The organism is Citrobacter sp. Cpo148 (assembly GCF_030332375.1).
In the GTDB taxonomy this organism is placed as follows: Bacteria; Pseudomonadota; Gammaproteobacteria; order Enterobacterales; family Enterobacteriaceae; genus Citrobacter; species Citrobacter portucalensis.
Genome location: NZ_JAOWHY010000034.1, coordinates 419,685 through 439,793, shown reverse-complemented (window position 1 = coordinate 439,793; position 20,109 = coordinate 419,685). Strand labels below are relative to the sequence as shown.

Here is a 20,109-nt window from a genome sequence, read left to right as displayed (position 1 = left end):
TTTTTTCTTAGCCCGCGAAATACCCTCGTTCTGCCCCACTATTCCGCGCATTATTTTTACCAAACTATCATTAAACTTTGCGCGCAGATTGCCGATAACCCGGACATCAATTGTTTGCAATCACAAGGAATCGGGCATGGCTTCATTTACATCATTAGGCGTAGGCTCAGGCTTACCACTGGACACGTTGCTAAACAACCTGACTATTGCTGAGAAAAAACGTTTAAATCCAATTACTCAGCAACAGACCGATAATACCGCCCGCCTGACGGCCTACGGTACGCTGAAGAGTGCGCTGGAAAAATTCCAGACGGCCAATACCGCGTTAAATAAACCGGAGCTGTTCAGAAGCAGTAATGTCACCAGCAGCACCGAAGACCTAAAAGTCACTACTGAAGCCGGTGCGGCACCAGGTATTTATACCATCAGCGTCACGCAGCTGGCACAAGCGCAATCTCTGAGCACCAAATCAGTTGCTTCAAACAAAGAGGCGCTTGGTGATGGTTCTGGTACGCGTACCATTAAAATTGAGCAGCCGGGTCGTAAAGAGCCGCTGGAGATCAAACTCTCGCAAGATAAGACCACGCTGGATGATATCAGCAAGGCGATAAACGATACCGATAGCGGCATCTCCGCCAGTATCGTGAAGGTGAAAGACGGCGAGTTCAAACTGGTGCTGACCGCAGCCGAAGGTCTTGACAGCAAGATGACCATCTCCGTTGACGGCGACAGTAAGCTGAACGATCTGCTGGCCTACGACAGTAAGTCCGGTACTGGAAAAATGACCGAGCTGGTTGAAGCACAAAACGCCAAACTCACGATGAACGGTATCGATATTGAACGTCAAAGCAACAAAGTTACCGATGCCCCACAGGGTGTTACGTTGGAGCTAACTAAAATAGTCACTGATGTACGCGTTACCGTGACCAAAAGCAATGAAAAAGCCACAGAAGCGATTAAAGGCTGGGTTGATGCTTATAACTCGCTGATTGATACCTTTGATTCACTGACCAAATATAAAGCGGTTGATGCCGGCGCAGAAGGTCAGGACAAAGATAACGGTGCGCTGGTGGGCGATAGCGTGGTAAGAACCATTCAGACCGGTATTCGCGCGCAGTTTGCCAACTCTGGTACTGAAGGTGCCTTTAAGACCCTGAATGAAATCGGCATCAAGCAAGACGGCAAAACCGGCAAGATGTCCATCGATGATACCAAACTGAAAAAAGCGCTGGACGAAAACACCGCCTCTGTTCGCGAACTGCTGGCGGGCGATGGTAAAGAAACCGGTATTACTACCAAGATTGCAGCTGAAGTTAAAAGCTACCTGGCTGATGACGGTATTATCGACAGCGCACAGGACAGCATTAATGCCACGTTGAAAAAGCTGACCAAACAGTATCTGTCTGTGAGCGCCAGCATTGATGATATGGTGGCGCGCTATACGGCGCAGTTTACCCAGCTCGATAGCATGATGAGCAAACTGAATAACACCAGTACCTACCTGGGCCAACAATTTACAGCGATGAATAAATCCTGATAACACGAGGTAAGCATGTATACCGCGAGCGGTACCAAAGCCTATGCACAGGTCAGTGTGGAAAGCGCCGTAATGAGCGCCAGTCCGCATCAGCTGATTGAAATGTTGTTTGATGGCGCGAACAGCGCCCTGGTGCGCGCTCGCCTGTTTATGCAGCAGGGTGATATCGTCGCCAAAGGCGAGGCTATAAGCAAAGCCATTAACATTATCGACAATGGTCTGAAAGCAGGTCTGGATCAGGAAACTGGCGGTGAAATCGCCACTAACCTGTCCTCGCTGTATGACTATATGATCCGCCGTTTACTGCAAGCTAACTTGCGTAATGATTGTCAGGCCATTGAAGAAGTCGAAGAGTTACTCGGCAACATTGCAGATGCCTGGAAACAGATCTCACCGAAAGCGTCGTCCCAGGAGTCTCGTTAATGACCTCAGCCGTGGAGTTTATCAACCGTTGGCAGCGCATCGCGCTACTCAGTCACTCGCTGCTGGAACTGGCGCAGCGTGGTGAATGGGACCTTTTACTGGAACAGGAAGTTACCTATCTGCAAAGTATTGAAGTGGTCATGGAAGAGCAAACTCCACCGGGCATTACGCGAAGTATTCAGGACTTAGTGGCCGGGTACATTAAACAGACGCTGGATAACGAACAACTGCTCAAAACGTTGTTGCAGCAGCGCCTGGATGAGCTCAGCAACCTCATCGGCCAGTCGACACGCCAAAAGACGCTGAATAACGCCTATGGCCGTCTTTCCGGCATGCTGCTGGTACCCGACGCCCCCACCTCGCCACAATAATTTCCCGTCTCGTCTGAATTATCTTCCATACTCCAGAGGTCGGCCAAACGACTTCTGGAGCACGGAAGATGAAAAATCCCACGTTATTGCAGTACTTCCACTGGTATTACCCTGATGGCGGTCAACTCTGGCCCGAGCTTGCCGAACGCGCAGGCGGACTCAATGATATCGGCATCAATATGGTATGGCTGCCCCCCGCCTATAAAGGCGCGTCCGGCGGCTATTCCGTTGGCTATGATTCCTACGATCTGTTTGACTTGGGCGAATTCGACCAAAAGGGAACCGTCGCCACCAAATACGGTGATAAAAACCAGCTGCTGGCGGCCATTAACGCGCTAAAGCATAACGACATCGCCGTACTGCTCGACGTAGTGGTTAACCACAAAATGGGCGCAGATGAGAAAGAAAAGATCCGCGTCCAGCGCGTTAACGCCGAGGATCGTACGCAAATAGATGATGAGATTGTCGAGTGCGAAGGCTGGACGCGCTATACCTTCCCTGCCCGCGCTGGCCAGTATTCGCAATTCATTTGGGACTTTAAATGCTTCAGCGGCATTGACCATATCGAGAATCCAACCGAAGACGGGATTTTTAAAATCGTTAACGATTACACCGGAGAAGGCTGGAACGATCAGGTCGATGATGAGTTGGGTAATTTTGATTATCTGATGGGCGAAAACATTGATTTTCGCAATCACGCGGTGACTGAGGAGCTTAAATACTGGGCGCGTTGGGTAATGGAGCAAACCCAGTGTGACGGTTTTCGTTTAGATGCTGTGAAACATATTCCGGCATGGTTTTACAAAGAGTGGATTGAGCACGTGCAGGAGGTTGCACCCAAGCCGCTGTTTATTGTGGCGGAATACTGGTCCCACGAAGTCGACAAGCTGCAAACCTACATTAATCAGGTGGAGGGGAAAACCATGCTGTTCGACGCCCCTTTGCAGATGAAATTCCACGAAGCATCCCGTCAGGGCCGCGATTACGACATGAGCCAGATTTTCACCAACACTCTGGTGGAGGCCGATCCGTTTCATGCCGTCACGCTGGTGGCCAATCACGACACACAACCTTTACAGGCACTCGAAGCCCCCGTCGAGCCGTGGTTTAAGCCGTTGGCCTATGCGCTGATCCTGTTGCGCGAAAATGGCGTACCGTCGGTGTTTTACCCTGACCTCTACGGAGCGCATTACGAAGACACCGGCGGCGATGGCGAAACCTATCCAATCGACATGCCGATCATTGAACAACTTGATGAACTGATTCTCGCGCGCCAGCGCTTCGCGCATGGGGTACAGACGCTCTTTTTCGATCACCCTAACTGTATCGCTTTTAGCCGCAGCGGCACAGACGAGGATCCCGGCTGTGTGGTGGTGCTGTCTAACGGCGATGACGGAGAAAAGACCATCAATCTCGGCACCAATTATGGCAATAAAACCTGGCGGGACTATCTGGGAAATCGTGAAGAAAGCGTGGTCACCGATGAAAACGGCGAAGCGACGTTTTTCTGTAACGGCGGGAGCGTCAGCGTGTGGGTGATTGAAGACGTGTTGTAAAGCTCAACCCCGGTGACCGATGGTTACCGGGGCGTACGGCTTATGGCAGCGGTGTTGCCAGCGGCGTTTTCTTTAACGCGTCAGCACATTCCTGCGTCGGGCGATCCACCCGCTGCAGCGTCATACCGTCATATTCCAGCGTATTGCCTTCGCGCTCGATCTCGTACAGCTCGCGTTTCACCGTCACGTTGGTGAGATCGCCAGAGAGCATCGTCAGTTTCCCCGGCAGCGCGATCACCCGCTGCCACTGGCGACAATCCAGTGTATCGCCCTCTTTCGTTATCACCAGGCTGGCAATCGCTTCCGGACTCACCAGACTGCGTTGCGGACCTTTTGACTGCCAGTATCCTTCCAGACCGGCTGGCGCTGGCGTTTTCACCACGTCGTTATAATTTTCTACTTCGGCGCATCCGGTAAGCGCCAGAAATACACCAACGATTGCTAATTTTTTCATCATTCATCCTGCATGCGAAGAAAATGGGATTGTGGCATTAAAGGCCTGATGTCGCCAGCCTTTCGGCAGCGTTGAGAAAGATTGATCCAGACGGTGTTACCTCTTATTACTCATAGTCAAAAATTCTGAACGGTGTAGTATCCTCACTTCTTGTTACATACCTTCTGAGTTCAGAGGCACAACGCATGTCATGGCAACACTTCAAACAGGCCTGGTTAATTAAATTTTGGGCCCCCGCCCCTGCGGTCATCGCAGCGGGTATTCTCTCCACTTACTATTTCGGCATTACGGGAACCTTCTGGGCCGTTACCGGTGAATTCACCCGCTGGGGTGGTCAAATCCTGCAACTGTTTGGCGTGCACGCCGAAGAGTGGGGATACTACAAGCTGATCCATCTCGAAGGCTCACCCCTGACCCGCATCGACGGCATGATGATCCTCGGTATGTTCGGCGGCTGTTTTGCTGCCGCACTGTGGGCCAACAACGTCAAGTTACGCTTGCCGCGCAGTCGAGTGCGCATCATGCAGGCGATAGTCGGCGGGGCAATCGCCGGATTCGGCGCACGGCTGGCAATGGGCTGTAACCTGGCCGCATTCTTCACCGGCATTCCGCAGTTCTCGCTACACGCCTGGTTTTTTGCGCTGGCCACAGCCATTGGCTCCTGGTTTGGTGCACGCTTTACCCTGCTGCCAATGTTCCGTATTCCGGTCAAAATGCAGAAAGTCTCCGCCGCTTCGCCGTTAACGCAAAAGCCGGATCAGGCCCGTCGCCGTTTCCGCCTGGGCATGCTGGTGTTTATCGGCATGATCGGCTGGGCGCTACTCACGGCGATGGATAAACCCAAGCTCGGTCTGGCGATGCTGTTCGGCGTTGGGTTCGGACTGCTGATTGAACGGGCGCAAATCTGCTTCACCTCCGCCTTCCGCGACCTGTGGATTTCCGGTCGCACCCATATGGCAAAAGCGATTATCTTCGGGATGGCAGTCAGCGCCATCGGTATCTTTAGCTATGTGCAACTGGGCGTCGAGCCTAAAATCATGTGGGCGGGTCCGAATGCGGTGATCGGTGGCTTGCTGTTTGGCTTTGGCATCGTTTTAGCGGGCGGATGTGAAACCGGCTGGATGTATCGCGCCGTCGAAGGCCAGGTGCATTACTGGTGGGTTGGTCTGGGCAACGTTATTGGCTCGACCATTCTGGCCTACTACTGGGATGATTTTGCTCCCGCGCTTGCCACCAACTGGGACAAAGTGAATCTGCTCAACACCTTCGGTCCGCTCGGCGGTCTGCTGGTGACTTATCTGCTGTTGTTTGCCGCGCTGATGCTGATTATCGGCTGGGAAAAACGTTTCTTCCGTCGCGCAGGGCTGACGCCTGCCAAGGAGTCTGTATGAAAAATATCGTGCCTGATTATCGCCTCGATATGGTCGGCGAACCGTGTCCATATCCGGCTGTAGCCACGCTGGAAGCGATGCCGCAATTGAAGAAAGGTGAAATTCTGGAAGTGGTGAGCGATTGCCCGCAGTCAATCAACAATATACCACTGGATGCGCGTAATCACGGCTATACGGTGCTGGATATTCAGCAGGATGGTCCAACGATCCGCTATTTGATTCAGAAGTAACTGGTTGCCGGATGGCACTGCGCTTATCCGGCAAACATTCCCAGCACGTTGTCCCTACACCTGCATGGACATCACTTCCTGATACGCCGACACCAGTTTGTTACGCACCTGAATACCCATCTGCATCGATACCGACGCCTTTTGCATATCGGTCATCACATCATTTAACGCAATACCCGGCTCACCCAGGGTAAATTTCTCAGCCTGCGTACGGGACGCGGTTTGCACATCGCTGATTCTGTCTAACGCCGCATGCAGTTGTCCGGCAAAACTCACGGTCGGTTGTGGCTGCATATCCTGCATTTTTGCTGACATCGCCGTGGCCTGTAACTGGCTGATGACCCCTTCAATCCCCTGTATTGCCGACATTCTGATCCCCTGGATGATTTTTTACGTAGCTGAGATTACCAGTTAGTCAATAAGATAAAGGCGTTAAATAACGATAAAAAACCACGGTTTTTAACGCATAGAAAAATTCGAAACCGCAAATAATGAGACCGTCAATTTTTCGAGTTTGCTGACCCGGGAGTGAGTCTTGTTCCACTTTGCAAAAAACGCCGTCCACGATAAGCCACGAGGTGCGAGATGAGTGCGACAGCATCGACTGCAACCCAGCTTAAACCTCTCGAGTGGTTAAACCGCCTGCGCGCGAATCCCAGAATTCCTTTGATTGTGGCGGGAGCCGCTGCCGTCGCTATCATCGTGGCGATGGTCCTGTGGGCCAAAGCGCCTGACTATCGCACGCTGTTCAGCAATCTTTCCGATCAGGATGGTGGCGCGATTGTCACCCAACTGACGCAGATGAACGTTCCCTATCGTTTTACTGAGGGAAGCGGTGCTATCGAAGTTCCTGCCGATAAAGTCCACGAACTGCGCTTACGTCTGGCGCAGCAAGGCCTGCCCAAAGGCGGAGCCGTTGGTTTTGAACTGCTGGATCAGGAAAAGTTTGGTATCAGCCAGTTTAGCGAGCAGGTCAACTACCAGCGTGCGCTGGAAGGTGAATTAGCCCGTACCATTGAAACGCTGGGACCGGTAAAACGCGCCCGCGTGCATCTGGCAATGCCGAAACCGTCGCTGTTTGTGCGTGAGCAAAAAGCGCCTTCAGCCTCCGTGACCGTGAATCTTGAGCCGGGTCGCGCACTGGATGAAGGTCAAATCAGTGCGGTCACGCATCTGGTTTCCAGCGCTGTCGCCGGGTTACCGCCGGGCAACGTTACGCTGGTCGACCAGGCGGGTCATCTGCTAACTCAGTCGAACACCAGCAGCCGCGATCTTAACGATGCGCAGTTGAAATACGCCAGCGATGTCGAAGGCCGCGTTCAACGTCGTATCGAATCGATTCTGTCGCCGATTGTCGGCAACGGTAACGTACATGCGCAGGTCACCGCGCAGCTGGATTTTGCTAATAAAGAGCAAACCGAAGAACAGTACCGTCCAAACGGTGATGATTCCCAGGCCGTGCTGCGTTCACGCCAGTTAAACGTCAGCGAGCAGATCGGAAGCGGAGCGCCAGGCGGCGTACCAGGCGCGTTGTCCAATCAACCAGCACCGGCGAATACCGCGCCAATCGCCAACCCTCCCGCTAATCAGCAAAATGCGCAAAACACGCAGACGGCAAATAACAGCAATAATGCCGGACCACGCAGTACGCAGCGCAATGAAACCAGCAATTATGAAGTCGACCGTACCATTCGCCACACCAAAATGAACGTCGGCGATGTGCAGCGTCTCTCGGTTGCAGTGGTGGTCAACTATAAAACGTTGCCGGACGGCAAACCGCTGCCGTTAACCGCCGATCAGATGAAACAGATTGAGGATCTGACCCGCGAAGCGATGGGCTTCTCCGACAAACGTGGCGATACCCTGAACGTGGTGAACTCTCCGTTCACGGCGACCGACGATTCCATGGGCGAGCTGCCGTTCTGGAAACAGTCGTTCTTTATTGATCAGTTGATGACCGCAGGCCGTTGGTTACTGGTTCTGCTTGTTGCCTGGATCCTGTGGCGTAAGGCTGTTCGTCCGCAGTTGGTTCGCCGCAGCGAAGAAGCAAAAGCGGTACAAGAACAAACGCGGATCCGTCAGGAAACCGAAGAAGCGGTAGAAGTTCGCCTCAGCAAAGACGAGCAGACCCAGCAGCGTCGTACGAATCAGCGTCTGGGTGCAGAAGTGATGAGCCAGCGTATTCGTGAAATGTCAGATAACGATCCGCGCGTCGTGGCGCTGGTCATTCGCCAGTGGATGAGTAACGATCATGAGTAATGCCCTTACCGGTACCGATAAAAGCGTCATCCTGCTGATGACCATTGGCGAAGATCGCGCTGCTGAGGTGTTTAAACACCTTTCCACGCGCGAAGTTCAGGCGCTGAGTACAGCGATGGCGAACGTACGCCAGATCTCCAACAAACAGTTGACGGAAGTGCTGGCCGAATTTGAGCAAGAAGCAGAACAGTTTGCCGCGCTGAATATCAACGCCAACGAATATCTGCGCTCCGTGCTGGTGAAAGCGCTGGGCGAGGAACGCGCCTCCAGCCTGCTGGAAGATATTCTGGAAACCCGCGATACCACCAGCGGCATTGAAACGCTCAACTTTATGGAGCCGCAAAGCGCCGCCGACCTTATCCGCGACGAGCATCCGCAGATTATCGCCACCATTCTGGTGCACCTCAAACGGGGCCAGGCCGCCGATATTCTGGCGCTGTTCGACGAGCGTTTACGTCACGACGTGATGCTGCGTATTGCTACCTTCGGCGGCGTGCAGCCTGCCGCACTGGCAGAACTGACCGAGGTACTGAACGGTCTGCTCGATGGCCAGAACCTCAAGCGCAGCAAAATGGGCGGCGTGAGAACGGCGGCAGAAATTATCAACCTGATGAAAACCCAGCAGGAAGAAGCGGTTATCACCGCCGTACGCGAGTTCGACGGCGAACTGGCGCAGAAAATTATCGACGAAATGTTCCTGTTCGAAAACCTGGTGGACGTCGACGATCGCAGTATCCAGCGCCTGCTGCAGGAAGTGGATTCCGAATCGCTGCTGATTGCGCTGAAAGGTGCCGAACAGCCGCTACGCGAGAAGTTCCTGCGCAACATGTCGCAACGTGCTGCCGATATTCTGCGCGACGACCTTGCCAACCGCGGTCCGGTGCGCTTGTCGCAGGTGGAAAACGAACAGAAAGCGATTCTGCTTATTGTGCGTCGTCTGGCGGAAACCGGCGAGATGGTGATCGGCAGCGGCGAGGATACCTATGTCTAACGAACTGCCGTGGAAAGTCTGGACTCCGGACGATCTCGCCCCACCGATGGCAGAGTTCGTGCTGGCCGACCACAGCGAAACGCCGCTGTCCGAAGAGACGGAAGAACCCGAGCTTTCCGCAGAGCAACAGCTTGAACAACAGCTCGCACAGCTGCAAATGCAGGCCCATGAGCAAGGGTATAACGCGGGGCTGGCGGAAGGTCGACAAAAGGGTCATGAACAAGGCTATCAGGAAGGTCTGAGTCAGGGGCTGGAGCAAGGCCAGAACCAGGCGCGTGCGCAGCATGCGCCGATTCATGCCCGTATGCAGCAGCTGGTGAGCGAGTTTCAGAATACGCTGGACGCACTGGACAGCGTCATTGCCTCGCGCCTGATGCAAATGGCGCTGGAAGCTGCGCGTCAGGTGATTGGTCAGACGCCTATCGTGGATAACGCTGCGCTGATTAAGCAGATCCAACAGTTATTGCAACAGGAACCGCTGTTTAGCGGTAAACCGCAGCTACGCGTACATCCGGACGATCTCCAGCGTGTGGAGGAGATGCTCGGTGCAACTCTCAGCCTGCACGGCTGGCGGTTGCGCGGCGATCCCACGCTGCATCACGGTGGTTGTAAAGTCTCAGCCGACGAAGGCGATTTGGATGCCAGCGTCGCCACGCGCTGGCAAGAACTCTGCCGTCTGGCAGCGCCGGGAGTTGTGTAATGACCACTCGCCTGACTCGCTGGCTCAATACGCTGGACAACTTCGAAGAGAAAATGTCGCTGCTGCCTGCGGTGCGTCGTTACGGTCGCCTGACCCGCGCCACCGGGCTGGTGCTGGAAGCCACGGGGTTACAGCTGCCGCTGGGTGCCACCTGCGTCATTGAACGCCAGGACGGCAACGAAACCCAGGAAGTCGAAAGTGAAGTCGTGGGCTTTAACGGTCAACGTCTGTTTCTGATGCCGCTCGAAGAGGTCGAAGGCGTTCTGCCCGGCGCGCGCGTATACGCGAAGAACATTGCCGGAGAAGGTCTGCAAAGCGGGAAGCAATTACCACTTGGCCCTGCTCTGCTGGGGCGTGTGCTGGACGGCAGCGGCAAACCGCTCGACGGACTGCCCGCCCCGGATACCACCGAAACCGGCGCGCTGATTACGCCGCCGTTTAACCCGCTGCAACGTACCGCAATTGAACACGTTCTGGATACTGGCGTACGCCCCATCAACGCGTTATTAACCGTTGGTCGCGGCCAGCGTATGGGGCTTTTCGCAGGTTCCGGCGTCGGTAAAAGCGTCCTGCTTGGCATGATGGCGCGCTATACCCAGGCCGATGTTATCGTCGTGGGCCTGATTGGCGAACGTGGCCGTGAAGTTAAAGATTTTATTGAAAATATTCTCGGCGCTGACGGTCGCGCACGCTCGGTAGTGATTGCCGCTCCGGCGGACGTCTCGCCGCTGTTACGTATGCAAGGCGCGGCCTACGCCACGCGCATCGCCGAAGATTTCCGCGATCGCGGACAGCACGTATTGCTGATTATGGATTCCCTCACCCGCTATGCGATGGCGCAACGTGAGATAGCCCTGGCGATCGGCGAGCCGCCGGCGACTAAAGGTTATCCGCCGTCAGTATTCGCCAAATTACCGGCGCTGGTTGAACGTGCCGGGAACGGTATTCACGGCGGCGGTTCAGTCACCGCGTTTTATACGGTACTGACCGAGGGTGATGACCAGCAGGACCCGATTGCCGATTCCGCGCGCGCGATACTGGACGGGCACATCGTGCTGTCTCGTCATTTAGCCGAAGCGGGTCACTATCCGGCCATTGATATCGAAGCCTCAATTAGCCGCGCCATGACCGCGCTCATTAGTGAAAAACACTACGCACGGGTGCGCAACTTTAAACAGTTGCTGTCCAGCTTCCAGCGTAACCGCGATCTGGTTAGCGTGGGGGCGTATGCCAAAGGCAGCGATCCAATGCTGGATAAAGCCATCGCCTTATGGCCACAGCTGGAAGCGTTTTTACAGCAAGGCATCTTTGAACGGGCTGACTGGGAAGATTCTCTACAAGCTTTAGAACTGATTTTCCCTGGTGTGTGATTAAGCAGGAGAGCATAGGTCATGGCACAACATGGTGCGTTAGCAACACTGAAAGACCTGGCTGAAAAAGAGGTAGATGACGCCGCTGTCTTATTAGGAGAGATGCGTCGTGGCTGTCAGCAGGCGGAAGAACAGTTAAAAATGCTGATCGATTATCAGCATGAGTATCGCAACAATCTGAATACCGATATGGGCCAGGGTATTACCAGCAATCGCTGGATTAACTACCAGCAATTTATTCAGACGCTGGAAAAAGCGATTGAGCAACACCGCCAACAGCTCAATCAGTGGACGCAAAAAGTGGACATGGCTTTGAACAGTTGGCGCGACAAAAAACAACGATTACAGGCGTGGCAGACGTTGCAGGACAGACAAACCTCGGCGGCGTTACTGGCCGAAAACCGTCTGGATCAGAAAAAAATGGATGAATTTGCTCAGCGCGCAGCTATGAGGAAACCCGAATGATTACTTTACCCCAACTGATTACCACCGACACCGACGTAGCCGCAGGTCTTCAGTCAGGCAAAGCGGTAGATTCACCCGAGGATTTTTTAGCGCTGCTGGCTGGCGCATTAGGTGCGGGCGACGCGCAGGGTAAAGACGCTCCGCTGTCGCTTGCCGACTTACAGGCGGCCAGCAGTAAGCTGCAAAAAGGGTTACTGCAAAAAAATGGCGATGCCACACAGTCGGTCAAATTAACCGATCTGCTGGCGCAACAAGAGCTGCAAACCGAGGCTTCTCTTACCGACATGACGGACGCTCAGCAACTGTTGTCTGCTCTCACACCTTCACTGAAAGCTAATGCCCTGACGACGCTGGGCAAAGTTGCTCAGCAGGACGAAAAAAACACTACGCTGAGTGATGACGATCTCGCCAACCTGAGCGCACTGTTCGCCATGCTACCAGGACAACCGCTGGCAACGCCTGCCGTCGACAGCGCACCAGCCCCGGTTGATGCCACGCTTTCGGTGTTGTCTCGTGGCGCGGTACACGGCGCGACGACTGATAACGCAGACGAATTGCTGCCGGGTGATGCCAAAAAAGGTAAAGCGGATGTCACACTTGCTGGCGGTGGTGCTAATCAGGCAAACAATCCAGCACTAACCCCGCTGACGGCGGCGGCGAACGCCAGAGCTGAAATCGATAGCACCCCGTCACCGACCAGCATTGGCATGACTGCGGCCCCGCTAAGTGGTCCACAAACACACGCACAACCGTTACCGACGGCCGCGCCGGTGTTAAGCGCTCCGTTAGGTAGCCATGAATGGCAGCAATCGCTGAGCCAGCACGTCACATTGTTCACGCGCCAGGGCCAGCAAAGCGCAGAGCTGCGTCTGCATCCGCAAGACCTGGGTCAGGTACATATTTCCCTCAAGCTGGACGACAACCTCGCACAGTTGCAAATGGTTTCACCGCACAGTCATGTGCGCGCCGCACTGGAAGCCGCATTACCGATGCTGCGTACGCAGTTGGCTGAAAGCGGCATTCAACTGGGGCAAAGCAACATCAGCAGTGAAAGCTTCGCTGGCCATCAGCAGTCTTCCGGGCAGCAACAGCAGACTGGTCGCGCTCAAGGACAAGACATTTTTGCCGCTGAAGATGACGCAATACTGGCAACCCCAGCCTCGCTGCAAGCCGCTGCCCGCGGCGATGGCGCAGTAGACATCTTCGCCTAACGCCAGAGGTAGCATGATTATCCGCGTCTTTTCCACGCTTTGTCGTGGACAGGACACGGGATAATCAGCCCATAAGCTGTACCGAAACAGGAAGCCCGTATCTGATGACTGACTCCGCGATTAACAAAAAAAGTAAACGCGCTATTTGGATCCCTCTGCTGGTATTAATTACCCTCGCCGCCTGCGCAACTGCGGGTTATAGCTACTGGCGCATGCAGCAGCAGCCGTCCGCCAGCGTCAAAGCGGAACCGCCTCCACCGCCAGCCCCGGTGTTCTTTGCGCTGGATACCTTTACCGTCAATCTGGGTGATGCAGATCGTGTGCTGTATATCGGTATCACGCTGCGCATGAAAGATGAGGCGACACGTTCACGTCTTAACGAATATCTGCCGGAAGTGCGCAGCCGCTTGCTGCTGCTGTTCTCTCGTCAGAATGCAGCCACACTCGCCACCGAGGAAGGTAAGCAACAGCTGATTACCGCCATCAAAGAGACGCTGGCGACTCCGCTCGTTGTTGGGCAGCCGAAACAGGTTGTCACCGACGTTCTTTATACAGCTTTTATTCTGCGGTAAAGACATGGGCGACAGTATTCTTTCTCAGGCTGAAATCGACGCATTGCTCAACGGCGATAGCGAAACCAAAGACGAACCCATTTCAGGTATCGCAAAAGAAAGCGATATTCGTCCTTATGATCCCAACACTCAGCGTCGCGTGGTACGTGAGCGTTTACAGGCGTTGGAGATCATTAACGAACGCTTTGCGCGCCAGTTCCGTATGGGGTTATTTAACCTGTTGCGCCGTAGCCCGGATATTACCGTGGGTGCGATCCGTATCCAGCCATACCATGAATTTGCGCGCAACTTACCGGTTCCGACCAACCTGAACTTAATCCACCTGAAGCCGCTGCGCGGTACGGGTCTGGTGGTGTTCTCACCGAGTCTGGTATTTATCGCCGTAGACAACCTGTTTGGCGGTGACGGTCGTTTCCCGACGAAAGTCGAAGGTCGCGAATTTACGCACACGGAACAGCGCGTTATCAACCGCATGTTGAAGTTGGCGCTGGAAAGCTACAGCGACGCGTGGAAGGCCATCAACCCGCTGGAAGTGGAATACGTCCGTTCTGAGATGCAGGTGAAATTTACCAATATCACTACCTCTCCGAACGACATCGTGGTGAATACCCCGTTCCACGTTGAAATTGGCAACCTGACCGGTGAATTTAACATCTGTCTGCCATTCAGCATGATTGAACCGTTGCGTGAGCTGCTGGTGAATCCGCCGCTGGAAAACTCACGTAATGAAGATCAGAACTGGCGCAATAATCTGGTGCGTCAGGTTCAGCATTCTGAGCTGGAGCTGGTGGCAAACTTTGCCGACATTCCGCTGCGGCTATCCCAGATTTTAAAACTGAAACCCGGCGATGTACTGCCGATTGAAAAACCCGACCGCATTATTGCTCATGTGGACGGCGTGCCTGTGCTGACCAGCCAGTATGGCACCGTAAACGGTCAGTATGCGTTACGCGTAGAACATCTGATAAACCCGATTTTGAATTCGCTGAATGAGGAACAGCCCAAATGAGTGATATGAATAATCCGTCCGATGAGAACACTGGCGCATTGGACGATCTGTGGGCTGACGCGTTAAACGAGCAAAAAACCACGCCCACCAAAAGTGCGGCCGATGCGGTATTCCAGCAGTTAGGTGGCGGCGACGTCAGCGGTGCTTTGCAGGACATCGACCTGATCATGGACATTCCGGTCAAGCTGACCGTCGAACTGGGCCGTACCCGCATGACCATCAAAGAGCTGCTGCGTCTGACGCAGGGTTCGGTTGTCGCACTGGATGGTCTTGCAGGCGAACCGCTGGATATTCTGATCAACGGTTATCTGATTGCCCAGGGCGAAGTCGTCGTAGTTGCGGATAAATACGGTGTGCGTATCACTGACATTATCACCCCGTCTGAACGTATGCGCCGCCTGAGCCGTTAATCATGAATACCCAGGCTACCGTTTCTCAACCCGCCGCCGTTCCCGGCTCACCGCTGGTGCAGGTAAGCGGCGCGCTGCTCGGGATCATCGTCTTGATCCTGGCGGCGGCCTGGGTCATTAAACGTCTGGGGTTTGCCCCTAAAAGTGCCGGTACGCGTGGGCTGAAAGTCACGGCCAGCACCTCACTGGGTCCACGTGAGCGCGTGGTGATTGTCGAGGTCGAAGATGCCCGTCTGGTACTGGGCGTCACAGCCTCGCAGATTAATGTCCTGCATACTCTGCCCCCGGCACCTGCCGATGCAGAAGAAAAAACGGCCTCCCCTGCGGATTTCCAGGCCATGATGAAGAGTTTGCTGAAGCGTCCTGGGAGATCCTGATGCGCCGTTTGTTATCCCTTACGCTGGCAGGCTTGTGGCTTTTCAGCCCCGTTGCCCTCGCCCAACTCCCGGGTCTGGTCAGTCAGCCGTTGCCGGGCGGCGGACAAAACTGGACGTTGCCCGTGCAGACGCTGGTGTTCATCACCTCGCTGACGTTCCTGCCTGCAATTTTGCTGATGATGACCAGCTTCACCCGCATCATCATCGTTTTTGGTCTACTGCGAAATGCGCTGGGTACCCCCTCAGCACCACCTAACCAGGTGCTCCTGGGCCTGGCGCTCTTTTTGACCTTTTTCATCATGTCGCCGGTGATCGATAAAATCTACGTTGACGCATACCAGCCGTTCAGCGAAGAGAAGATCTCCATGCAGGAAGCCATGGAGAAAGGCGCCCAGCCGCTGCGTGAGTTTATGTTGCGCCAGACCCGTGAAGCCGATCTGGCACTCTTCGCGCGCTTAGCAAACAGCGGTCCGTTACAGGGACCAGAAGCCGTGCCGATGCGAATTTTGCTGCCCGCTTATGTCACCAGTGAGCTGAAAACAGCATTCCAGATAGGCTTTACCATTTTTATTCCGTTTCTGATTATCGACCTGGTGATCGCCAGCGTGTTGATGGCGCTCGGGATGATGATGGTCCCGCCCGCCACAATCGCGTTGCCGTTCAAGCTGATGCTGTTTGTGTTGGTAGACGGTTGGCAGCTACTTGTCGGCTCGCTGGCACAAAGCTTTTACAGTTAGAGGCGCGAAATGACTCCTGAATCGGTCATGATGATGGGCACAGAGGCGATGAAAGTCGCCCTGGCCCTTGCCGCGCCTTTGCTGTTGGTCGCTCTCATCACGGGTCTTATCATCAGTATTCTGCAGGCGGCGACCCAGATTAACGAAATGACGCTGTCCTTCATCCCCAAAATTGTCGCGGTGTTTATTGCCATCATTGTTGCTGGCCCGTGGATGCTTAACCTGCTGCTCGACTACGTGCGTACGCTGTTCAGCAATATCCCCTATATCATCGGGTAGACAACGTTATGTTGCAGGTGTCCAGCGTTGAGTGGCTCCACTGGCTGAATTTATACTTCTGGCCTTTGTTGCGCATACTGGCGCTCATCTCAACGGCCCCCATCCTCAGTGAACGAGCCATCCCCAAACGGGTAAAGCTGGGGCTGGGGTTGATGATTACCGTCGTTATCGCCCCATCGATTCCCGCCGTTGACGTCCCCATCTTTTCTGTTGGCGCGCTTTGGCAGGCAATGCAACAAATCCTGATCGGTATCGCATTAGGCTTCACCATGCAGTTTGCGTTTGCCGCAGTACGTACCGCCGGGGAATTAATTGGCCTGCAAATGGGCCTTTCCTTCGCGACGTTCTTCGATCCCGGTAGCCGTCTGAATATGCCGGTTCTGGCACGACTGATCGACATGCTCGCCATGCTTCTGTTCCTGACCTTTAACGGCCATTTATGGCTGATTTCGCTGCTGGTAGATACTTTTCATACTCTGCCCATCGGCGGCAATCCGGTGAACAGCAATGCGTTTCTCGCGCTGGCACGGGCGGGTAGCCTGATTTTCCTCAACGGGCTAATGCTGGCCCTGCCGGTAATGACGCTGCTGCTCACGCTGAACCTTGCACTTGGTTTGTTAAATCGCATGGCACCACAGCTGTCGGTTTTCGTCATCGGCTTTCCTCTCACTCTGACCGTAGGTATTTCACTAATGGCGGCGCTAATGCCATTAATTGCGCCATTCTGCGAACGATTATTCAGTGAAATTTTTAATTTACTGGCCGATATCGTCAGCGAAATGCCTGGAAAATAATAACCCTTATTTTTTATCCTGTTTTACTAAGGATTGTCCTAAATTTAAAAAGTGACAACATCCACCAGGATATCTCTGTCGCGGCTTATTTGTTTTTGCCTCACTCACATAACGCAACATTCACTTTACTTTAAGATGTTTCCTGGCAAATTATACGCAACTTTACGGGATAGTAAATTCGCCTGAAAAACAGCGAAAGCGTCATCTTGGGTCGTTATTATTCCGTTTAGTTGTGATGAAATAATCAGGTAAGGGGAATTATCGTTACGCATTGAGTGAGGGTATGCCATGTCAACGATTATTATGGATTTATGCAGTTACACCCGACTAGGGTTAACCGGATATCTGGTAAGTCGGGGAGTGAAAAAAAGGGAAATCAACAACATTTCCAACGTTGATGAACTCAGTCTCGCCTGTGTCTCTCAACAACCCGCTGTGGTGTTTATTAATGAGGACTGCTTTATCCACGATCCTGCTAATAGCCAGCAAATAAAGCGAATCATTAATCAGCATCCCAGCACATTATTTATTGTGTTTATGGCAATTGCCAACGTACATTTTGATGAATATCTACTCGTCAGAAAAAATTTATTGATTAGTTCTAAATCGATTAAACCTGACTCACTGGATAAACTACTTGGCGATATTCTGAAAAAGGAAGTAGATATTGCTATTGATGTGAATCTGCCGACATTATCATTAAGTCGAACCGAATCCAGCATGCTGCGTATGTGGATGGAGGGTCAGGGAACAATACAGATATCAGATCAAATGAATATCAAAGCCAAGACGGTGTCATCCCATAAGGGGAATATAAAACGAAAGATTAAAACGCATAATAAGCAAGTTATCTATCACGTTGTAAGGCTTACGGATAACGTCACCAATGGTATCTTTGTGAATATGCGCTAAGACGTTCTGACTGGTGGCGACTCCACCAGTCAGAATCAAACAGCGAAACTCATCTCACTCCACTTTTTCCACAAAGATACCATCCTGATGACCTGATTCATTAAAGAACCAGATACCGAGCGGGTAGTCTTCCAGCGAAACCAGGTACATGGTGCCTTCACTAAACTCTTCGATTGCCAGTACCACGCCCGGTCGACGAGGACCGCCGTCCGTTTTGACTGTGACCCGATCATTCACCTTCATAGTTTTCCTCCTGTGGCTTTGTGCCAGTGTAGAACAAATTCCTTTTTCTGGCAGCGCTGTGCACGCGCGATTGCGGGTTTTATCGACGGTCTATACTTAAGTTGTGCGTATCTGATGTTTGGGTACGCTCCCCCGGTATCCTTAACGGTTGAGAGGTATGAGGATGAAAACCGCGAAAGAGTACAGCGATACGGCCAAACGTGAAGTCAGCGTCGATGTCGACGCGCTGCTAAAGGCAATCAACGAAATCTGCGAGAGTGAAATTCATCGCAGCCAGGATGACCCGGAGCGCGTCAGCGTTGACGGGCGTGATTACCATACATGGCATGAACTGGCCGATGCGTTCGAGCTTGATATCCATGATTTTAGCGTGTCGGAAATCAATCGCTGACTGAGGGCGAAAAAAATCCCGGCCCTTATCGGGTCGGGATCAAGCTTGCTTATGCAAGAAGCACTTGTAAATTCGTTACACCAGAAAATCTGATGTGAACCAAACCTTATCTGCAATTTTTTTGCCTGACAAGTAAATAATTCTCACCGGAATGATAAATATAACTAATAGGTGAGAGATCACCAGGTTACGGTCGAGCCAAATGTTCAGGCATCCTGACAGAGCTGTCTTCGCTCGCCAGGCACCACCAGTTCATCTTCACGGAATGCTTCCCGTTTAACGCCAAAGCCGTCGTACCAGCGACACTCCACCATTCCGCTGGCATACCCGGTAACGATCATACGTGGGCCACCCTCTTTGGAGGTGACTTCCTCACTGACAGAAAAGACCATACCAGCCTCCTGTATCAAGAGAAACCTTTACACCTTAGATGACAAGGAGGCGTTTTGCGTAATCAGTCCTGTAACAATTAGTGCGAAATCCCGCGCACTCTGGCGACAGCTTTTACCAGCAGAACGACAATCCCACCGATGATAAAGCCGAGCACCAGGTTAAGCAGGGTCGGAAGCATTAGCGAAATCAATGTACTTTGCTGCTGAGCAAAATGTTCAATCGCATGATGCAGCGGCGATATTCCGTGTACCACAATGCCGCCTCCCACTAAAAACATCGCCAGTGTGCCGACCACAGAAAGTGTTTTCATAAGCCAGGGGGCAACCACCAGTAACCCTTTGCCCAACGACTGGGCAAGCAGGCTGCGCTTTTCTGCCAACCAGTACCCAATGTCGTCAAGCTTAACGATAATCCCGACCAGGCCATACACGCCCACGGTCACCACTAACGCGATACCTGATAGCACCAACACCTGATTCAGCAAGGGTGCGTCCGCTACAATACCCAGCGTAATTGCGACAATCTCGGCAGACAAAATGAAGTCGGTACGTATTGCCCCTTTGATTTTATCTTTCTCAAAGGTGAGTGGATCCTGTGCGGCCAGAGCAGCCAGACGCTGCTGACGCTCTTCCGGGCTTTCTTTGTGCTTCCGCGCCTCCAGGGTATGCAGAACCTTTTCCACCCCTTCAAAACAGAGAAACGCCCCGCCTACCATTAATAAGGGGGTGATCGCCCAGGGAATAAATGCGCTTATCAATAGCGCCAACGGCACCAGAATAACTTTGTTAACAAACGATCCTTTCGCCACACTCCAGACCACCGGGAGTTCGCGGTTCGCCCGCACGCCCGACACCTGCTGTGCATTAAGCGACAGATCATCCCCCAGCACGCCCGCGGTTTTTTTCGCGGCCAGTTTTCCCATCACTGAGATATCATCCAGCAGCGTGGCGATATCATCGAGTAAGGTCAGTAAGCTACTTCCTGCCAAAATTTTCACCCTCAATATTATTTTTTTGCAGTCATAAGTATGAAGT

General features: G+C 53.1%; 25 protein-coding genes and 1 pseudogene. 21 read left to right on the top strand and 5 right to left on the bottom strand.

Annotated features, from left to right (window positions below; genetic code table 11):
• Positions 1-136 precede the first annotated feature (136 nt).
• From fliD to amyA, 4 genes are all read left to right on the top strand, one after another.
• Positions 137-1,537 carry a flagellar filament capping protein FliD gene (gene fliD, locus OGY10_RS03930; RefSeq protein ID WP_286576309.1) on the top strand — a complete coding sequence of 467 codons (1,401 nt, stop codon included), beginning with the start codon at positions 137-139 and terminating at the stop codon, positions 1,535-1,537.
• 15 nt (positions 1,538-1,552) lie between these two features.
• Positions 1,553-1,960 (top strand): flagellar export chaperone FliS, encoded by a 408-nt coding sequence (fliS, locus tag OGY10_RS03925; RefSeq protein ID WP_286576307.1) that lies wholly within the window; start codon positions 1,553-1,555, stop codon positions 1,958-1,960.
• Positions 1,960-2,331: a flagella biosynthesis regulatory protein FliT gene (fliT, locus tag OGY10_RS03920; RefSeq protein ID WP_008785101.1), complete on the top strand. Its 372-nt coding sequence runs from the start codon at positions 1,960-1,962 to the stop codon at positions 2,329-2,331. The genes fliS and fliT overlap by 1 nt, the downstream gene beginning before the upstream one ends.
• Before the next feature lie 68 nt (positions 2,332-2,399).
• Positions 2,400-3,887, top strand: coding sequence for an alpha-amylase (gene amyA / locus OGY10_RS03915; protein ID WP_286576305.1), 1,488 nt, complete (start codon positions 2,400-2,402; stop codon positions 3,885-3,887).
• A gap of 40 nt (positions 3,888-3,927) precedes the next feature.
• Here amyA and yedD read toward each other — a convergent pair whose 3' ends face one another.
• A complete protein-coding gene (yedD, locus tag OGY10_RS03910; protein WP_003030454.1) occupies positions 3,928-4,341 on the bottom strand; it encodes a lipoprotein YedD in 414 nt (137 codons plus the stop codon).
• 185 nt (positions 4,342-4,526) lie between these two features.
• Here yedD and yedE point away from each other — a divergent pair, with 185 nt between their 5' ends.
• Both yedE and yedF read left to right on the top strand, forming a co-directional pair.
• On the top strand, positions 4,527-5,732 hold the full coding sequence (yedE, locus tag OGY10_RS03905; protein WP_267445620.1) for a selenium metabolism membrane protein YedE/FdhT: 1,206 nt from the start codon (positions 4,527-4,529) through the stop codon (positions 5,730-5,732).
• Positions 5,729-5,962 carry a sulfurtransferase-like selenium metabolism protein YedF gene (gene yedF / locus OGY10_RS03900; protein WP_000790504.1) on the top strand — a complete coding sequence of 78 codons (234 nt, stop codon included), beginning with the start codon at positions 5,729-5,731 and terminating at the stop codon, positions 5,960-5,962. The genes yedE and yedF overlap by 4 nt, the downstream gene beginning before the upstream one ends.
• A 54-nt stretch (positions 5,963-6,016) precedes the next feature.
• On the opposite strand, the gene fliE is transcribed toward yedF, so the two are convergent.
• Positions 6,017-6,331 carry a flagellar hook-basal body complex protein FliE gene (gene fliE / locus OGY10_RS03895; RefSeq protein WP_003030448.1) on the bottom strand — a complete coding sequence of 105 codons (315 nt, stop codon included), beginning with the start codon at positions 6,329-6,331 and terminating at the stop codon, positions 6,017-6,019.
• Between the two features lie 216 nt (positions 6,332-6,547).
• Here fliE and fliF point away from each other — a divergent pair, with 216 nt between their 5' ends.
• The 14 genes and pseudogenes from fliF (at position 6,548) to rcsA (ending at position 18,048) form a co-directional block, all read left to right on the top strand.
• On the top strand, positions 6,548-8,221 hold the full coding sequence (gene fliF, locus OGY10_RS03890) for a flagellar basal-body MS-ring/collar protein FliF (RefSeq protein ID WP_267454695.1): 1,674 nt from the start codon (positions 6,548-6,550) through the stop codon (positions 8,219-8,221).
• A complete protein-coding gene (gene fliG / locus OGY10_RS03885) occupies positions 8,214-9,212 on the top strand; it encodes a flagellar motor switch protein FliG (protein ID WP_003030443.1) in 999 nt (332 codons plus the stop codon). Before fliF ends, fliG begins: the two co-directional genes overlap by 8 nt.
• A complete protein-coding gene (gene fliH / locus OGY10_RS03880) occupies positions 9,205-9,912 on the top strand; it encodes a flagellar assembly protein FliH (protein WP_003834049.1) in 708 nt (235 codons plus the stop codon). Before fliG ends, fliH begins: the two co-directional genes overlap by 8 nt.
• Complete coding sequence (gene fliI / locus OGY10_RS03875; protein WP_003030440.1) at positions 9,912-11,282, top strand: flagellar protein export ATPase FliI; 1,371 nt, start codon at positions 9,912-9,914, stop codon at positions 11,280-11,282. Before fliH ends, fliI begins: the two co-directional genes overlap by 1 nt.
• A gap of 21 nt (positions 11,283-11,303) precedes the next feature.
• The gene (gene fliJ, locus OGY10_RS03870; protein ID WP_003834052.1) at positions 11,304-11,747 is read left to right on the top strand and encodes a flagellar export protein FliJ; all 444 of its coding nucleotides are present in this window, start codon (positions 11,304-11,306) and stop codon (positions 11,745-11,747) included.
• Entirely contained in the window at positions 11,744-12,958 is a 1,215-nt protein-coding gene (gene fliK, locus OGY10_RS03865; protein WP_286576301.1) for a flagellar hook length control protein FliK, read from the top strand. Before fliJ ends, fliK begins: the two co-directional genes overlap by 4 nt.
• 104 nt (positions 12,959-13,062) lie before the next feature.
• A complete protein-coding gene (fliL, locus tag OGY10_RS03860) occupies positions 13,063-13,530 on the top strand; it encodes a flagellar basal body-associated protein FliL (RefSeq protein WP_003834054.1) in 468 nt (155 codons plus the stop codon).
• A 4-nt stretch (positions 13,531-13,534) separates the two neighbouring features.
• On the top strand, positions 13,535-14,539 hold the full coding sequence (gene fliM, locus OGY10_RS03855) for a flagellar motor switch protein FliM (protein ID WP_003030434.1): 1,005 nt from the start codon (positions 13,535-13,537) through the stop codon (positions 14,537-14,539).
• Positions 14,536-14,949: a flagellar motor switch protein FliN gene (gene fliN, locus OGY10_RS03850; RefSeq protein WP_003030433.1), complete on the top strand. Its 414-nt coding sequence runs from the start codon at positions 14,536-14,538 to the stop codon at positions 14,947-14,949. The genes fliM and fliN overlap by 4 nt, the downstream gene beginning before the upstream one ends.
• The gene (gene fliO / locus OGY10_RS03845) at positions 14,949-15,326 is read left to right on the top strand and encodes a flagellar biosynthetic protein FliO (protein ID WP_103014243.1); all 378 of its coding nucleotides are present in this window, start codon (positions 14,949-14,951) and stop codon (positions 15,324-15,326) included. The genes fliN and fliO overlap by 1 nt, the downstream gene beginning before the upstream one ends.
• Positions 15,326-16,063 (top strand): flagellar type III secretion system pore protein FliP, encoded by a 738-nt coding sequence (fliP, locus tag OGY10_RS03840; protein ID WP_003834056.1) that lies wholly within the window; start codon positions 15,326-15,328, stop codon positions 16,061-16,063. Before fliO ends, fliP begins: the two co-directional genes overlap by 1 nt.
• Before the next feature lie 9 nt (positions 16,064-16,072).
• Positions 16,073-16,342: a flagellar biosynthesis protein FliQ gene (gene fliQ / locus OGY10_RS03835; protein WP_008785117.1), complete on the top strand. Its 270-nt coding sequence runs from the start codon at positions 16,073-16,075 to the stop codon at positions 16,340-16,342.
• 8 nt (positions 16,343-16,350) lie between these two features.
• Positions 16,351-17,191, top strand: a pseudogene (fliR, locus tag OGY10_RS03830) (flagellar biosynthetic protein FliR).
• A 233-nt stretch (positions 17,192-17,424) separates the two neighbouring features.
• Complete coding sequence (rcsA, locus tag OGY10_RS03825) at positions 17,425-18,048, top strand: transcriptional regulator RcsA (protein ID WP_125112514.1); 624 nt, start codon at positions 17,425-17,427, stop codon at positions 18,046-18,048.
• Positions 18,049-18,102: 54 nt separating this feature from the next.
• Here rcsA and dsrB read toward each other — a convergent pair whose 3' ends face one another.
• Positions 18,103-18,291, bottom strand: coding sequence for a protein DsrB (dsrB, locus tag OGY10_RS03820; protein ID WP_003030419.1), 189 nt, complete (start codon positions 18,289-18,291; stop codon positions 18,103-18,105).
• Positions 18,292-18,454: 163 nt separating this feature from the next.
• On the opposite strand from dsrB, the gene yodD reads away from it, so the two are divergent.
• Positions 18,455-18,682, top strand: coding sequence for a YodD family peroxide/acid resistance protein (yodD, locus tag OGY10_RS03815; protein ID WP_003030417.1), 228 nt, complete (start codon positions 18,455-18,457; stop codon positions 18,680-18,682).
• A gap of 206 nt (positions 18,683-18,888) precedes the next feature.
• On the opposite strand, the gene OGY10_RS03810 is transcribed toward yodD, so the two are convergent.
• The gene (locus OGY10_RS03810) at positions 18,889-19,074 is read right to left on the bottom strand and encodes a YodC family protein (RefSeq protein WP_003030415.1); all 186 of its coding nucleotides are present in this window, start codon (positions 19,072-19,074) and stop codon (positions 18,889-18,891) included.
• 77 nt (positions 19,075-19,151) lie between these two features.
• Entirely contained in the window at positions 19,152-20,063 is a 912-nt protein-coding gene (locus OGY10_RS03805) for a DUF808 domain-containing protein (RefSeq protein ID WP_048235177.1), read from the bottom strand.
• Positions 20,064-20,109 lie beyond the last annotated feature (46 nt).

Excerpts from the sequence above, each read along its gene's own strand:
- fliJ (WP_003834052.1), top strand. The coding sequence starts at position 11,304 with ATGGCACAACATGGTGCGTTAGCAACACTGAAAGACCTGGCTGAAAAA.
- yedE (WP_267445620.1), top strand. The coding sequence starts at position 4,527 with ATGTCATGGCAACACTTCAAACAGGCCTGGTTAATTAAATTTTGGGCC.
- fliG (WP_003030443.1), top strand. The coding sequence starts at position 8,214 with ATGAGTAATGCCCTTACCGGTACCGATAAAAGCGTCATCCTGCTGATG.
- fliL (WP_003834054.1), top strand. The coding sequence starts at position 13,063 with ATGACTGACTCCGCGATTAACAAAAAAAGTAAACGCGCTATTTGGATC.
- rcsA (WP_125112514.1), top strand. The coding sequence starts at position 17,425 with ATGTCAACGATTATTATGGATTTATGCAGTTACACCCGACTAGGGTTA.
- dsrB (WP_003030419.1), bottom strand. The coding sequence starts at position 18,291 with ATGAAGGTGAATGATCGGGTCACAGTCAAAACGGACGGCGGTCCTCGT.
- fliM (WP_003030434.1), top strand. The coding sequence starts at position 13,535 with ATGGGCGACAGTATTCTTTCTCAGGCTGAAATCGACGCATTGCTCAAC.
- fliF (WP_267454695.1), top strand. The coding sequence starts at position 6,548 with ATGAGTGCGACAGCATCGACTGCAACCCAGCTTAAACCTCTCGAGTGG.
- OGY10_RS03810 (WP_003030415.1), bottom strand. The coding sequence starts at position 19,074 with ATGGTCTTTTCTGTCAGTGAGGAAGTCACCTCCAAAGAGGGTGGCCCA.
- fliH (WP_003834049.1), top strand. The coding sequence starts at position 9,205 with ATGTCTAACGAACTGCCGTGGAAAGTCTGGACTCCGGACGATCTCGCC.
- fliP (WP_003834056.1), top strand. The coding sequence starts at position 15,326 with ATGCGCCGTTTGTTATCCCTTACGCTGGCAGGCTTGTGGCTTTTCAGC.
- fliI (WP_003030440.1), top strand. The coding sequence starts at position 9,912 with ATGACCACTCGCCTGACTCGCTGGCTCAATACGCTGGACAACTTCGAA.
- fliK (WP_286576301.1), top strand. The coding sequence starts at position 11,744 with ATGATTACTTTACCCCAACTGATTACCACCGACACCGACGTAGCCGCA.
- fliQ (WP_008785117.1), top strand. The coding sequence starts at position 16,073 with ATGACTCCTGAATCGGTCATGATGATGGGCACAGAGGCGATGAAAGTC.
- yedF (WP_000790504.1), top strand. The coding sequence starts at position 5,729 with ATGAAAAATATCGTGCCTGATTATCGCCTCGATATGGTCGGCGAACCG.
- fliE (WP_003030448.1), bottom strand. The coding sequence starts at position 6,331 with ATGTCGGCAATACAGGGGATTGAAGGGGTCATCAGCCAGTTACAGGCC.
- amyA (WP_286576305.1), top strand. The coding sequence starts at position 2,400 with ATGAAAAATCCCACGTTATTGCAGTACTTCCACTGGTATTACCCTGAT.
- yodD (WP_003030417.1), top strand. The coding sequence starts at position 18,455 with ATGAAAACCGCGAAAGAGTACAGCGATACGGCCAAACGTGAAGTCAGC.
- yedD (WP_003030454.1), bottom strand. The coding sequence starts at position 4,341 with ATGAAAAAATTAGCAATCGTTGGTGTATTTCTGGCGCTTACCGGATGC.
- fliT (WP_008785101.1), top strand. The coding sequence starts at position 1,960 with ATGACCTCAGCCGTGGAGTTTATCAACCGTTGGCAGCGCATCGCGCTA.
- fliN (WP_003030433.1), top strand. The coding sequence starts at position 14,536 with ATGAGTGATATGAATAATCCGTCCGATGAGAACACTGGCGCATTGGAC.
- fliD (WP_286576309.1), top strand. The coding sequence starts at position 137 with ATGGCTTCATTTACATCATTAGGCGTAGGCTCAGGCTTACCACTGGAC.
- fliS (WP_286576307.1), top strand. The coding sequence starts at position 1,553 with ATGTATACCGCGAGCGGTACCAAAGCCTATGCACAGGTCAGTGTGGAA.